General features: G+C 36.6%; 9 protein-coding genes and 1 pseudogene. 7 read left to right on the top strand and 3 right to left on the bottom strand.

Going from position 1 to position 15,299, the window contains the following annotated elements; genetic code table 11:
* The first annotated feature begins 29 nt into the window (after positions 1-29).
* From Q0543_RS16285 to pta, 5 genes are all read left to right on the top strand, one after another.
* Positions 30-917 (top strand): pirin family protein, encoded by an 888-nt coding sequence (locus tag Q0543_RS16285; RefSeq protein WP_299255551.1) that lies wholly within the window; start codon positions 30-32, stop codon positions 915-917.
* A gap of 49 nt (positions 918-966) precedes the next feature.
* On the top strand, positions 967-1,494 hold the full coding sequence (locus Q0543_RS16290) for a YceI family protein (protein WP_299255553.1): 528 nt from the start codon (positions 967-969) through the stop codon (positions 1,492-1,494).
* A gap of 203 nt (positions 1,495-1,697) precedes the next feature.
* On the top strand, positions 1,698-2,342 hold the full coding sequence (locus Q0543_RS16295) for an HXXEE domain-containing protein (RefSeq protein ID WP_299255555.1): 645 nt from the start codon (positions 1,698-1,700) through the stop codon (positions 2,340-2,342).
* Between the two features lie 392 nt (positions 2,343-2,734).
* On the top strand, positions 2,735-3,916 hold the full coding sequence (locus tag Q0543_RS16300) for an acetate kinase (RefSeq protein WP_299255557.1): 1,182 nt from the start codon (positions 2,735-2,737) through the stop codon (positions 3,914-3,916).
* A 12-nt stretch (positions 3,917-3,928) separates the two neighbouring features.
* On the top strand, positions 3,929-6,022 hold the full coding sequence (gene pta, locus Q0543_RS16305; RefSeq protein ID WP_299255559.1) for a phosphate acetyltransferase: 2,094 nt from the start codon (positions 3,929-3,931) through the stop codon (positions 6,020-6,022).
* Between the two features lie 252 nt (positions 6,023-6,274).
* Here pta and Q0543_RS16310 read toward each other — a convergent pair whose 3' ends face one another.
* Both Q0543_RS16310 and Q0543_RS16315 read right to left on the bottom strand, forming a co-directional pair.
* The gene (locus Q0543_RS16310) at positions 6,275-10,159 is read right to left on the bottom strand and encodes an OmpA family protein (protein WP_299255561.1); all 3,885 of its coding nucleotides are present in this window, start codon (positions 10,157-10,159) and stop codon (positions 6,275-6,277) included.
* Between the two features lie 244 nt (positions 10,160-10,403).
* On the bottom strand, positions 10,404-12,038 hold the full coding sequence (locus tag Q0543_RS16315) for a GLUG motif-containing protein (protein ID WP_299255563.1): 1,635 nt from the start codon (positions 12,036-12,038) through the stop codon (positions 10,404-10,406).
* A 185-nt stretch (positions 12,039-12,223) separates the two neighbouring features.
* Between Q0543_RS16315 and Q0543_RS16320 the strand changes: the two genes are divergently transcribed.
* On the top strand, positions 12,224-14,248 hold the full coding sequence (locus Q0543_RS16320; RefSeq protein ID WP_299255565.1) for a T9SS type A sorting domain-containing protein: 2,025 nt from the start codon (positions 12,224-12,226) through the stop codon (positions 14,246-14,248).
* Positions 14,249-14,425: 177 nt separating this feature from the next.
* Positions 14,426-14,791: pseudogene (locus tag Q0543_RS16325) on the top strand (RDD family protein); the annotation flags it as partial.
* A gap of 114 nt (positions 14,792-14,905) precedes the next feature.
* Here Q0543_RS16325 and Q0543_RS16330 read toward each other — a convergent pair.
* Complete coding sequence (locus Q0543_RS16330) at positions 14,906-15,220, bottom strand: hypothetical protein (RefSeq protein WP_299255567.1); 315 nt, start codon at positions 15,218-15,220, stop codon at positions 14,906-14,908.
* Positions 15,221-15,299: the final 79 nt, after the last annotated feature.

A 15,299-nucleotide genomic window follows, 5' to 3' on the forward strand; every position in this document is an offset into this window, starting at 1 on the left:
CTTCTAAGTTAAATAAAAGTACTACGAAAATGGAAAAGACGATCGGAACAAAATATGGTGGTATCAATTCCAAAGTTGGCGAACTTTTAGTGAATCGATTGTTGCCAAACAGATATATGGATGCAGTAGGTCCATTTGTATTTTTGGATCACTTATACCCGAGTGTTCAAAAACCAAAAACACCAGCTGCGCCTACTGGACAATTTGCACATCCCCACCGTGGTATTGCAACTTTCAGTTATGTATTTAGCGGCGCGCTTGAACACTTTGACAGCAATGGACAACATGGTATTGTAGAAGAAGGTGGCGCACAATGGATGAATGCAGGAAACGGCATCATCCACGACGAACATTTCAGTCCCGACTTTCAAGCGCGTGGTGGAATCATGCACGGACTTCAATTCTGGATTAATTTACCTGCAGAAAATAAAGCACAAAAGCCCGATTACATGGCGATACAGGCAGGCGATATTCCTGAAGTAATATTGCCAAACGAAGCAGGTATCATGCGCATAGTTATCGGCGCTTGCGGGGATAATAAGTCGCCTGTTAAAACATTCAGCGAACAATTTCTTTATCATATAAAACTGAATCCAAAATCTAGCTTTATGTATACAACCAACGTAGGTTTGGAATACGCTGCCTTTGTGCCTTCAGATGAAGTAATTATTAACGGAAAAGCCATAAGCAAAAGTGAGATTGTTTCATTTGCAAACACGGATGGCGACATAAGTTTTACAAATAATAACATCACAGAGGTTGATCTTGTTTTATTTGGGGGCGCGCCTTACACCGAAGCAATCTTTGCAGAAGGCCCCTTTGTTATGAACAGCCGCTTAGAAATTGCACATGCCTATAGAGATTTCTTTAACGGAGATTATGGGAAAATTAAGTATGAAGAAAGTAGAATAAATTAAGAATAAATAAAAAGTAAATACGTAAACAAAATTTAAAATACATACAATTATGACAACTACAAATTGGGTAATCGACGCATCTCACTCTGAAATTCAATTCAAAGTAAAACATTTAGTTATTACAACTGTTACAGGTGCTTTTAATGATTTCAGCGGTACGGTTGAAGCAGGCGACGACACGTTTGAAAATGCGAAAATAAGCTTCGAAGCAAGTACGGCATCCATCAATACAAACAGCGAACAACGCGATACACACTTAAAAAGTGCGGATTTTTTTGATATAGAAAAATTTCCAAAATTAACGTTCAGTGCAACGAAGTTTACAAAAAAAGGCGATGACTTTGAATTGGTCGGTGATTTAACAATTAAAGATGTTACAAAATCAATTACACTTGCGGTTGAATATGGTGGAACGGCAAAAGATCCTTGGGGAAATACAAAAGCAGGTTTTGAAGTTTCAGGAAAGATAAGCCGCAAAGAATTTGGTTTAACATGGAATACCATCACTGAGGCGGGCGGCGCATTGGTTGGCGATGAAATTAAACTCATTGCAAACGTTCAATTATTAAAACAATAATTCAAATAAAATCCCGTCCAAAATGGACGGGATTTTATTTTTTAGATTCATAGATAAAAAGGATTGTAATAATAGAAAACGTGAATTATTATGATAAATTTGGACTAAGCTGCGCTAAAGACTGGCGGCAGAAAGCCAGAAACAACTGATAGAAATATGGACAGAACAGAATATTCTAATCGCAAACAATAAAAAAATATAATATGGATGTATTAAGAAAACATTGGTATGATTTAGGTGGATTGTTATCTATCTCTGTTTTGGTATTCGTATACGTAAACCTTAATACATTATCTTCTTATCAACTATTAATGTGGCTAAGTTTAACATCGTTATTCTTTCATCAACTAGAAGAATATAGAATCGTAGGCACCTTTCCTGGCATGATTAACACAGCAGTTTTTAATAGTCCCATACCAGACAGGTATCCATTAAATACAAATACTGCATTATATATCAATATGGGTGTTGGCTGGCTATGTTATTTATTGGCCGCTTTACTAGCTAAAAAAGCTATCTGGTTGGGGATTGCTACTATACTTATTTCCTTAGGAAACATTATTGCTCATACATTTCTGTTTAACATTAAAGGCAAAACTTATTTCAACGCAGGAATGATTACGTGTTGGTTGTTTTTCGCTCCATGCATATATTTTTTTATAAAGATTACATATAGCGAAAATTTAATAACAGTAACTGATTATCTAATTGGAATTCCGCTTGGAATATTTCTTAATATTGTTGGTGTATTAAAAATGATTACTTGGCTCGCAGATAAAAATACGCCGTACGCTTTTGAAAAACGCAATCTATTATTAAAAGACAGAGATATTAATAGAAGTATTTAAAAGAGGACTGGCATTCCTTGTCCCAGTGATAAGATAATTAAAAAATTTTCTAAATTTAGATCCATGCGATTAATGAATAAAATAATATTGAATAACAGGCAATGAATAATATTCATTTCAGTTATTCAATATCATGCAAATCATACAAATCAAAAGAAACATCATTCAGGCAAATACAGTTCGCTAATTAAACATTCCACCATAGATTCGTAGGTTGTTGATTCGAAAATGCCTACAACGGATTGATTCGTAGTAGGGCTAGGGTAACCATTCCAAAACATGATACCCATCACCAACCATAAAACCTTTTATCATTTTTCGAATATAAGCCTCGGCTATGCCTTGTTCTTTCAGCTATACTTATTAACTTAGTTAAAAGATTTTAGTACCCTATGCCGTCCATACTCGTTATAAACAGCGGAAGTTCTTCCCTTAAGTTTTCGCTTATAGATATTGCCACACAATCGCTCCTTCTTTCAGGAATTGCAGAAAAACTTGGTTTGTCCAATGCATTTCTGATTATAAAAAAAGACGATACAAAAGAAACGATAGCGCTCGCATCTAGCACACATCAGGCGGCGATGGAATACATTCTCACATACATTCAGCGCGAGGGTTTAAATGATGCGATTGTTGCCATTGGTCATCGAGTGGTTCATGGTGGAGAGTTTTTCAAATCAGCCGTATTGATTGATGATGCAGTCATCAAAATCATTGAAGATTGTATTGCCTTTGCTCCCTTACATAATCCTGCGCATCTTGAAGGGATTTATGCAGCACGTTTGTTCGCTCCTACGCTCCCTCAGGTCGCGGTATTTGATACAGCCTTTCACCAGACGCTTCCAGACTATGCCTATCTATATGCCTTACCAATGGAATACTATCGAAAACATGGCGTAAGGCGTTACGGCTTTCATGGTACGAGTCACCAATACGTTTCGCAGCAAGCAGCTCTATTGTTGAATAAAGATCTTGGAGATAGTGGATTCATAACCGCACACCTTGGTAACGGAGCAAGTGTTTCTGCGGTATTAAATGGTAAAAGCGTTGATACAAGCATGGGCTTTACACCCCTTGAGGGCTTAGTTATGGGTACGCGCACAGGCGATATAGATCCAGCGATTATCCCCTATCTGGCAAATACTTTAAATATCAGTGCCTACGACGTTGTAAATACGTTCAATAAAAAAAGCGGATTACTTGGCTTGTCTGGCTTATCTTCCGACATGCGTGAACTTCAAGAAGCCGCTGCCGGTGGTCATAGGGGCGCTGCAATAACAATCGAAGTATTTGTACATCGTCTAGCAAAATACATCGGTGCCATGACAACTTCTTTACCAAAAGTTGATGCACTTATCTTTACGGGAGGCATTGGAGAAAATTCTTCCATTGTTCGTTCTAAAACTTTAAAACGCTTGCACGTTCTTGGATACACCATCAACGAAGAACTGAATGATAAAGCCGTTCGTGGTGCACATGGTGTTATTACCACAGCCGAAAGCATTCCAGCGATCGTAATCAATACAAATGAAGAACTTATGATTGCCCTTGATACGGCAGCATGTATAAAATAAACTAAAAATAGTATGCGTACCTTTTACCTTGCCCCTGTCGGCCCAAACGCTGGCCTAACATCCGTTTCACTTGGAATGGTTCGAGCTTTTGAACGATTGGGAATCAAAGTTGGTTTTGCAAAACCCATTGCCGATGCTTGGCCATTAAACGATAACAAACGTTCCTTACATTTCGCAGAATCCTTATTTCATATCGATATCCCAAAGCCTATATCTGTGGGTTATGTAGAGAAGATGATCGGTACCGGACAAATGAATCAGTTATTGGAAGAGATTGTAACATTACTGTCCATCACAACAGACACGTATGATATAACCATTATCGAAGGACTGGCACAAGATGCCGATAGGCCAATTCTTGCTTCACTCAATGATGAGATTGCTCGTAACTTACGTGCAGATGTAGTACTTGTTGTACCTGTGGACAAACGTTCGCCATCTGAAATTGCAGAACAAATTGAAATAGCCTTACAACAATACGGCGGACCAGATCACACTTCTTTTGTAGGATACGTGCTAACAAAGACGCATGGCATTGAAGATGCGGAACAACTGCATCAGCAAATTGCATCTTTTAGCAAAACCATTGCTGCAAAGAAATTGCTTTTTATTGGTGCAATTCCTTACGAACCTACTTTAATGGAAGCGCGCGTATCGGATATTGCATCGCAGCTTGAATGCCGCGTATTATCGGATGCAAACATTAGCACTTCGCGTGTTAAAAGCTATATGGTTGCAGCACGATCAGTTGAATTCATTGCAAATCGCTTGAAGCCGGGCGTACTCGTTATTACACCGGGAGACCGAGACGATATTTTATTAGCGACTTCGCTTGCCGTTCTTAAAGGAATTCCGATTGCAGGCTTATTGCTTACAAATGATTTTGAACCCAGACCAACCATTCATGAATTATGTTCGCCCGTATTGACACATAAAATTCCGGTGTTGCTATCTCCGCTTACTACCTACGAAACCAGCGGTTTGCTTGATAAGATGGACAATCACATTCCGATGGATGATATTGAACGCATTACCAAAGTAGTAGACCATGTAGCGGACCATTTAGATGGGGATATTCTGAAAATAAAATTGGGACAACCTTCTGAAAAACGCATGCCTCCTGCAGCTTTCCGATACCAACTGATTCAATCTGCTCGCATTGCAAATAAACGCATTGTATTACCTGAAGGTGAGGAACCGCGAACCATTAAAGCAGCCATCATCTGCCATGAAAAAGGCATTGCTCATTGTATCTTATTGGGCAACCCAGAACGCATACAAGAAGTTGCTTTAGCACAAGGTGTAACCATACCACCAGACCTTCAGATCTTAGATCCAGATTTGATTCGTCAGCGTTATGTGATGCCAATGGAAGAAATACGCAAAGGCAAAGGCTTAACGGCACTTCAAGCTGAAAAACAATTGGAAGACAAAGTGGTTTTAGGAACGATGATGATTGTGCAGAACGAAGTAGACGGTTTGGTATCGGGTGCCATCCATACAACAGCCAATACAATTCGTCCGGCGCTACAATTAATCAAAACCGCTCCTGGTTCTACCATTGTATCTTCGGTATTCTTTATGCTGATGCCAGACCAAGTATATGTGTATGGTGATTGTGCGGTGAATCCAAACCCCACGTCCGATCAGCTTGCTGATATTGCCATTCAAAGTGCAGATTCAGCAATCGCTTTTGGAATAGATCCAAGAATTGCGATGATCTCCTACTCTACTGGAACGTCGGGTATTGGCGAAGATGTAGAAAAAGTAAAAGAAGCAACACGTATGGTAAAAGAAAGAAGACCCGATTTGATCATCGACGGACCGCTACAATATGATGCTGCAACTGTTATGAGCGTCGGCATGCAGAAATCGCCTAACAGCCCCGTTGCTGGGCGTGCAAACGTATTTATATTTCCCGACCTAAATACGGGAAACACTACTTACAAAGCGGTGCAACGCAGTGCAAATGTAATTAGTGTGGGCCCAATGTTACAGGGCTTAAAGAAGCCTGTAAATGATTTATCCAGAGGGGCATTGGTGGATGATATTGTGTATACAATTGCTTTAACAGCGATTCAAGCGGCGGCGATTGAAAATAATTAAAGTGTAATTTTTTTACTAAACACCCGTCTTTAGAGAGACTGGTGTTTAGTATTTCAGCCTTTTCAGCCTTTTCTGCATACGTCTGGCGCATTCTTTAGCGCAGCGTGAATGGTTTCTAGCATTTTACAGTCTTTGACTGCCTTTAGTAAATAAAAAAGCAGTCAAAGACTGTAAAAATAAAAGTCACGAGTGACGCTACGCTTAACACTCGCGCCAGACAAGGCTTAACATTCTTACAAGAAAATATAATTTCTACTTACTCACGATTTTAAATTCTACACGTCTATTTAATTGACGTGTTTCTTCGGTAGCATTGCTAGCAATGGGATTAGCTCCTCCATAACCTTTTCCAGTGATCCGATTTTGTGAAATACCTTTCGCTACCAAATAATCTTTTATTGCAGCAACGCGTTTCTCCGATAGTTGTACATTCAATCGAGCGTCACCTTGATTATCGGTATAGCCCAATAATTCAATACGCATAGTCGGATTGTCTTGCAATAAAGTATATAACTGATCAAGCGACTCATTACTACTTTCAAGTAAGTCTACACCACCACGTGCAAAATATACATTTGGTAATTGTAAGGTCTCACCCACTTTGATGGGCTTCAATTCATAGGTACTGCTTGGTTGTGCTTGCTCTGATACGTTAACAGAGACATGTTCATTTACATAACCCTCCTTTTCTATCTGTATCGTATACGTTCCAAAAGGCAGTTCAATACTATACGCCCCGTCTGCAGAAGTCTTTATTTTCTTATACGACAATTTGCTTCCAGATTCAAAAACAACAATCGTAGCATCAATGGACGATTGATTCGACTTGTCAATAATACGACCACTTAATATCTGCGTTGTAGGAATAGAGCTTCCATCGGGAATTAATTCGATTGTTTTAACAAGGGTATCCGTAGTTACTACACGCAATAAATTAACGGTATCCGAGATTGATTTGTATCCTTCTTTCTGAAAAGAAAAAACATAGATGCGATCTGCGTATGCATTTGTACTAGAAGATTGACCTGCCCGAATGGATGTAGAAGGTATGACAAATTTTGATTGTACATCCATACAGCTTGTTGTTGCCTGAATACCTTTTTTTGTTCGTGCATCTATAACGTTGTATTCAATGGTATATTGTCGTGGCAAATACGCTTCTGCATAAACTGGCATGAATACCGGACCCAATGCATTTCGAATATCTATTTGCAACAGAGTAGAGGTCCTACCACGTTGGGTAGGTGAGAAATTAAGTTTGACCACGAGGGATGCGCCAACAGCTAATGTAGATGTAATAGGAGATGTAATTGTAAATTGCCTTTGATCGGGACCAACTAATCGCAGTGCATTAATGTACATGATATTCTTACTCGTATTTGTTAATACCTTCGTAAAGCTCGTATCTATTTTCTTCCCTACCTCAATCAAACCCATATTCAATTCGTTGTTGGCTATCGAATATGGCTTTACAATTCCAGTCCCAGAAATGCGAACGCTTACTGTATCGTATTTTGTTATAACTTTCAGTACAGCTTCTTGCAATCCAGACTTAATTGGTACAAAACGCAGTTCAATATCTTGCTTTGATTTTGCATGCATTATAACTGCTGAAATAGGATTCAAAATTTTAAAGGCCTTTGCATTTTGTCCTTCAATTGAAATCTCCAAAATAGGAATATCTATTGAAGTAACATTCTTAATACATGAAACGACAACACTATCCCATATACTTTCAAGATACGTAGAAGCAAATTGTATACTCTTCACTTCAGGTTTTGTTGAAAGGATTGTAAATGGTTCAGAAGATTGATCTGAGATAATACCACCTGTCATATGTTCAATCCCTGAAGTAACCATGTACACTTCTTTAGAAGATGCATTTGCAAATAAAATATATGCACCATTACTAAAAGGTACAAACCAACCAAATTTTACAGCCGTTGGTAGCACATACGTTAATAAGACCTTCCCTGTATTTAAATCAATTAAGACAGGATAATTATCTTTAGAACAGATCGCATAATTTTGATAGGTATCCAAAGACATGAAGGACTTGGAAGAATTTTCAAAGGAATAAATTTTCTTTCCGTTTAAATCATAGGCCGTAAAATCTTGGTTCAAGCCATCTGCAGACCAAGTAGAGACAAGCAAAACAGTCTCATCTTGATTGAATTCAACATTCACAATTTGCTGGTTTGGAATAAAAATATCCAACACCTTCTTGCCATTTTGGTGATCCCATACCCATACATGGTGATTTGTTTCTTCTACGGATACGATATACTTTTTTGTAAAATCCGTTATTTCTTTCCCTGCGACAAAACTAATATCCTTAACTTTTATTCCCGTTTTAAAATTAAAAATACCCAAACTTCCATCTGTATCTTTTGCCACGTACTCTGTAAGATCATTGTTTATATAAGGTTCAATAAAACTGCTTAATGTTTTTCTGAATATTCCCCATTGTTCAATAAATCGAAACGTGTATGCATCATATACTTGTATGGGTTTTCCTTCATCATAGATGAATATATACTTCCCATCTGGAGAGAAAATAAAATATCCATTCCGAATGGTATTTTCTATTTTAGAAATTACCAAATTGGTATGCGTATCATGTAAATTTAATTGTGTTGGTGTTTGCGATATGTATCGATCCCCGTCTGGACTTAAGTTATATGCATTCATAACTCCTGTAAAACGATCGTGTATCATTTTAAATTCAGCCTTTGTTTTTTGTTCCACTACACGGGTTTCTACCTTTATTAAATTAGAAGTTCCAGGTTTATATGGAATTTTCCATTTAAAGAATTCATCTTTACAACTATCTTTTAAGACTACCCAATCTTTCCCTGCATTTGAACTAAAAGACACCTTTACGGGTGCATGAGTATTCTGCAAGCCCCATCGAACAAGGGTATCTGTACCTGTATAAAACAATTCCTTCCCATCTGGTGCCATTAAATGTATGGCTGGCTTTTCGCTAGGCGGTTGATATTGATAATAAATAAATGTGGATGGACAACCAGCAGAAACCAACTCCATACTGCCTGAAATAAACTCTGTAGAAGTACCTGTATATTTAATAGTAACATCTTCAGAAACTCCTCTACTTATAGTATGTGGTAAAGCAGGTTCTGTTACTAAAAAATTTGTTTTGGAAAAACGAACAGATTGAATAGGAAAATTCCCATTGATTGCTTTTACTGAAATCGGTATTTCTTTTGTAGTTGCATTAAACGTAATGGCATTTACATCCAGAAGCAGGCGTATCGTTTTATTTATAGGTGCATCGTAATGTGACGTAATTTGTTTTACAGTATTCTTTTTTTCTCCGAATAAGATATCTTTAGAATTTCCGCAGGTTGTGGTACTCTCCCATTCTATTGTGGAAGGTGTAAATCCTTGTATGCGATACAGAATACTTAGATAGGCTGTATTAATTTCTTGCTCTGAAATAACATTCTCAAAATAATATCCATTGGTTGCCCGAACAATTTCTCTTAATTCATCCGGGGTACGCATACCTAGGGTAATCACAAAAACCTTCGCACCCATGGCTTTCGCCTTTTGAATAATTTCTGGCGTGTGTACTTCTCCATACCCATCGGTTAAAAAAATAAGTACTTTTTCATGCAAGCCTTTTTTAAGAATATCCAAGCCGCCAGCATTCGAGGTTGTAAATCCTTTGTCATAGTCAGTCCCACCTCTTGGTTTCAAGGTCTCAATAGACTTCTGTAACTTTATTTTATCTCGTGTAAAATCGGAATGTACATAACTCGCATCATCAAAACTGGTGATAGCACATTCGGATTTATCTAAGGGCAATTTAGAGACGATTGCATTGGCGGCACTTTTGGCAAGTTTTATATAAGGCCCTACCATGGAACTTGACACATCTATCGTCAATACCAATGAAATTTGTTTGGCTTGAACTGCGTTCGGATTTATGACTTTAACAACCCGCTGTGCGTTTGTATTCTCAGTTATAAAAACATCGTCTTCCGTAAATGTGATGATCTGTTTTTCAGCAGCATCTATTGCAAAGAAATCAGCCTTTACCCTTGGGTAATTACTTGTATCAATATTGAAAAACGTAAGCTGCTGTCCAAATACACGTGTATTCAGACACATACAAAGACTTATGATACTAATAAAAAGAATATTTTTAATAAAACGCATATAGCGGACAATTTACCGAATTTAAGGATGTGTTCAAATAAAAGGTTTTGTTGAATAAGGGGTGCATTCAAACCTTATTTGAATATTTTTATCTGCATTAATTCAAATTGCTAATTAATACCTTTGGATGATGGACTAACGAAAAAGGCCTTCGTTTAATTGTAAACGAAGGCCTTTTAATACACAAATCTACAAACTAATCCATACGTTCCACGCGTTTGGAAAACACATTACCTGCTTGGTCGTGAATAATTATCAGATACACGCCATTTGAAAATGAAGTTAAATCTATTTCTTTAGTATTTGTATTTGATTGATACAATTTAATTCCCATCATATTGTACACTTCAACGCTTGAAATAGTTGTAGCGTATTGTATCTGAATTTTATTTTTTGTTGGATTGGGGAAAATAGATATGGCATTTTGTACATCCGCTGGATCATTTATTCCTGTACAAACACTCACTGTCGCAACAACTTCAGTTCGTGAAGAAATGCATGCTCCATTTTGAGCTTCTACCCAAAAGCTTTTTGATTGACTAAGTACTGGTGTTATAAATACATTTCCTGTATGCATACTTGCACCTCCTATTGAACTAACAAACCACTGTAATGTATTTGTAACGTCAGTTGTTGAGGCATTTAAAGTAGCAGTGGCATTTGTGCATGCATCTCCATTTTCAATCGTAGAAATTTGAGGAAGAGTATTATTTTGATTCACAAAAATTGGGTATCCACCATAACATCCCAAAATATCCATTTTCCAAATATCATCATTTCCATTTGTTGATTCTCCCACAAAATCCCAATCAGTAAATGTAGATTGTGTTTTCATTTCGATAGTTGTTTTACCTACTCCTGCATCACTAGTTGATTGACCAGAAACATCTGTATCCCAAAATAAATTAGTTGTTGTACCCTCATTAATTGCAATCATTCCTCCGACTGAACAGTACATACCTGTATTGTTCACTATTCCAGAAGCATAACAGTGTTTGATTGAATTATAATTAATACCTGCAAAACCACCAACAAAACCATCATCTTTTGTTCGGGTTACATTACTGCTTGAGTAACAATTAATGATTGAGCTATTATTTCGACCTACGAATCCGCCAGCATTAGAATATATTCCCTCACCTATTACTTTACCACTAGAATAGCACAGTTCTATTTCATTATCATTCGACCCAACTAATCCTCCAACGTTACTTCTATCCATAGAATCAATTACATCGCACATTGAATAACAATTATTAATTATACCTTGTCTACTATTATAACCAACCAAACCGCCAATATCATACATACTTATATTAGAATATACGAATCCAGTAGAATGGCAATTATTCATTTCACCATTATTATTCCCTACTAACGCACCAAGATAGTTCCCATTTCCCTTTACGTTACACCCGCGAAGCGATATATTAGATAGTGAAGAAACAAAACCTGTAAATCCAAAGAAACCTATTCCTTCGGTTTCACTATTCATAAAAAGAGAATCAATGAAATATGAATTTCCATCAAAATTCCCTGTGAATGTTGTTTCATAATTCCCAATTGGATTAAATCCTTTTCCTGAATTGTAAAAATCACCACCAATTTTAAAATCCACAGATGTAAATGCAATATTTGCGGTTTGTATAAATGAATTAATCCAATCTTCGCTGTGTTCTGAAAGGTATTTTAAATCTACTTTATTAGCTACTTTAAATGGATTATCCGTTGTGCCCAATCCGCCAGAATACATTTGCGCATATGAGTTGTTACTAATCAAAATAATCATCGATAATCCGAACATCAAAATTCTAAATAGGTTTGTTTTCATATAAATACATTATTGAATAAAATATGTGCAAAGATAGTTTATAATCTAGTGATACAATAATGCTATTTCTACACCGTAATCTATTAAAAATACAAAAAGAACTATCTTCAATACTACTGATTACCATTGTATTAAATACCATTTTTTCACTACATTTATCCATATTTTAAACTAAAAATCACAAAATGAAAAAACTTTTGCTTTTATTTTTAAGTATTGGAATGCTTCCCATACTTAGCAATGCTGCTTGTACTCTTACTACAACTGGCAATCAGACAATATGTGCAGGTAGCACAGCTAATTTAATTAGCACTGGAACTGGCGGCTTTACGGCGTATAATTGGACTTCTACTGGCACTGGAACATTCTCTAATTTTACCACATTAAATAGTATTTACACACCATCCAATGCGGATATAACTGCAGGTACAGTTACTATAACAATAACAGGAACGGGTGGAACATGTTCTACGACAACTTCTTCGTTAATTCTTACAATTGCACCTTTACCTACTAGCAATGCAGGAACTGACTTAACGCGCTGCGCTGGAATGGGTGCTGTAAACTTAAATGGAACGATGTCTGCGGGTGCTAATTTTCTGTGGACTACTTCTGGTTCGGGTTCATTTTCAAATATGACTATGCCTACATCTACGTATATACCTAGCACAGCTGATGAAACTACAGGTACAGTAACACTTACTGCAAAAGTAACAAATGCATCTGGATGTGTTGTATCAGATAATTTAGTTTTAACATTTGTACCAATGCCTATTGTCAATGCAGGTCTGCCTCAAACAATATGCCCCAATGCAATCGTTACATTATCAAATGCAACGGTTACAAATGCTTCCACATTTTCATGGACCACTTCTGGAAACGGAACATTTACGAACAGCACCACATTACAAACATCTTACTTTCCTTCTGCTTTAGATATTGCTATGGGAAGCGTAACGTTAAAACTATCGGCTATTAGTATGAGCGGATGTGTCAGTATGAATACAATGACTGTAACTATTGTTCCTGAAGGCACTGTTAATGCAGGTTTGGATCAAACAATAACAACTGGTTCCGTAAATTTAAGTGGCACAATAACCATGTTTACTTCTGGTTCTTGGTCAAGTAATGGAACAGGAACATTTGGTTCTACAACTTCATTATCGACAACCTACACACCATCTGCATCAGACATTTCTAATGGTATCGTAAAAATAACACTTACTGGCCTAAATGGACTATGCACTACTGTGACGGACCAAGTTCTAATTACCATAGGAAATGATTTGAAAATCTCAGGAACAATTAATGTTGCTGCAAATAAATTGGATAAAGGAGTTGTTATGTTATTTAAACAGTTAAGCTCTGGTTTACATTTCATTAAATCTGACACCATCATTGGTAGTGATAATGGGGCATATTTATTCGATCACGTTCCTGCTGGAACTTATGTATTAGTTGCAAGCCCAATTACAGGGTCAAGCTCTTTAAATACGTTTCTACCTACTTATTCAGGTGGTGTACAAACATGGAAAACTGCAAGCCCAATTACTGTTATAGCAAACAACATATCAAATCTTTCCTTAAATTCCTATACAAGTGCTGATCCTACTTGGAACACAGGCTCAGATGTCATTGCAGGGATAATTACAGTGAGTGAAAATGCATCTGCAAATGCACGTACTACAGGTGCTACTGTACCAGCAGCTTTTGTTATTACTTATTTAACGGATGCCTCTGGAAATAAAATCGCCTACACACAAACAGATGTAAATGGTGCGTATTCATTCAAAAATGTAAAAGCTGGTAATTATAAAATTGCCCCAGAGTTTGTTGGCACTGGTTTAGCTGCAAACGGAACGTCTATTCCTGTTACTGCAGATGGAAATCCTTCTACTAAAGAAGATGGATCTATGACTCTTGAAGAAAAATCGTCATCCACAACAGGAGTACTAAATAAAACATCCTCTACATCAGTTTACGCGTATCCGAACCCTACGAAAGACATCGTAACTATTACGGTAAGCAACACCTCAGGTTCTGGTGAATTAAAGTTGTACAACGAAACAGGAAGTGTTGCATTTCAAAAAGTTGTTTCTGTAAACGAACCGACACTTACAGTAAACATTGAAGCATTACCTAAAGGTATTTATATGTTGCAATTAGTAACGAACGATACTGTTTATACTTCAAAAGTAGTCAAACAATAATTTTTAAAAATCAAGAATTGAAGATTCGCTTTGTATCGTACAAAGCGAATCTTTTTTTTAATCGTACCGGTTTAACGAACCTCTAAAATTTGCAAACAATAAATTGCCGTAGTAGAACTAAAATAAATTATGGAAAATGAAATATTAAATCAAACAAATAAGTAGCCTTCTCTTACGGATCGCATAAAATCAGCAAGTTTAGATTCTATTTTTATTTTATTTTTGATGTCGATTGTAGCAATGATGTTTGATGAAATCGCTGATGTGCCCGGCTGGATACGTGCATGCATATTTATTGGTTTATTTTTCATCTACGAGCCACTTGCCCATACCTTGGGTTGTACATTGGGAAATTATATAATGGATATACGTATTAGAAGCAATAGTGACCCGAAACAAAAGATAAATATCATTCAATCCTACATTCGTTTTACTTTAAAAATGGCACTTGGATTTATTTCGTTTTTCACAATAAATAGCAATCCCAATCGCAGAACAATGCATGATATGGTTTCAAAAAGCATCGTAGTGTATTTCGAATAAACGAAGAATCTAATTCGTTAGAATTCTGTGTGCTTTCATGCATGAAACACCTAGAGTTAAAAATTGTACTGTTCAACTATAAAAATATCACGAATGTAAATTTTTTATATGCATTCAATTCTGTCTTCTTTTAGTTAAGTAATCTCTACTTTCTAACAACAATTCATCACACATACCAGAAACAGACTTTAAAAATGTAGGAGGCACATGTGAATAGGTATCCATAGTTATTTTTTGACACAATGGGAACATGTAAAATAATTTATATAAAATACAGGTTGCATGTTTGGAAACATCCTCCCGAACTTTAAAATACATTCCATACATCTTAAGTCGGTAATTTATAAACTCTGAAATATCTGGTATAGATTCAATCCATTTATGCTTATCTAAATAGAATACCCACATGGATATTAGCGCATCTTCCATCTCAGCTACATCAATAGCACTAAACTCGGGTCAGGTAAAAAAGCTGGGGAGTAACTGATAAAATATTAACTTTACAGGT

Source organism: uncultured Cytophaga sp. (assembly GCF_937863595.1).
In the GTDB taxonomy this organism is placed as follows: domain Bacteria; phylum Bacteroidota; class Bacteroidia; order Cytophagales; family Cytophagaceae; genus Cytophaga.

What these genes read in the sequence shown, in the direction of transcription:
- Q0543_RS16285 (WP_299255551.1), top strand. Translation starts at nt 30, where the DNA reads ATGGAAAAGACGATCGGAACAAAATATGGTGGTATCAATTCCAAAGTT.
- Q0543_RS16290 (WP_299255553.1), top strand. Translation starts at nt 967, where the DNA reads ATGACAACTACAAATTGGGTAATCGACGCATCTCACTCTGAAATTCAA.
- Q0543_RS16295 (WP_299255555.1), top strand. Translation starts at nt 1,698, where the DNA reads ATGGATGTATTAAGAAAACATTGGTATGATTTAGGTGGATTGTTATCT.
- Q0543_RS16300 (WP_299255557.1), top strand. Translation starts at nt 2,735, where the DNA reads ATGCCGTCCATACTCGTTATAAACAGCGGAAGTTCTTCCCTTAAGTTT.
- pta (WP_299255559.1), top strand. Translation starts at nt 3,929, where the DNA reads ATGCGTACCTTTTACCTTGCCCCTGTCGGCCCAAACGCTGGCCTAACA.
- Q0543_RS16310 (WP_299255561.1), bottom strand. Translation starts at nt 10,159, where the DNA reads ATGTGTCTGAATACACGTGTATTTGGACAGCAGCTTACGTTTTTCAAT.
- Q0543_RS16315 (WP_299255563.1), bottom strand. Translation starts at nt 12,038, where the DNA reads ATGAAAACAAACCTATTTAGAATTTTGATGTTCGGATTATCGATGATT.
- Q0543_RS16320 (WP_299255565.1), top strand. Translation starts at nt 12,224, where the DNA reads ATGAAAAAACTTTTGCTTTTATTTTTAAGTATTGGAATGCTTCCCATA.
- Q0543_RS16330 (WP_299255567.1), bottom strand. Translation starts at nt 15,220, where the DNA reads ATGGAAGATGCGCTAATATCCATGTGGGTATTCTATTTAGATAAGCAT.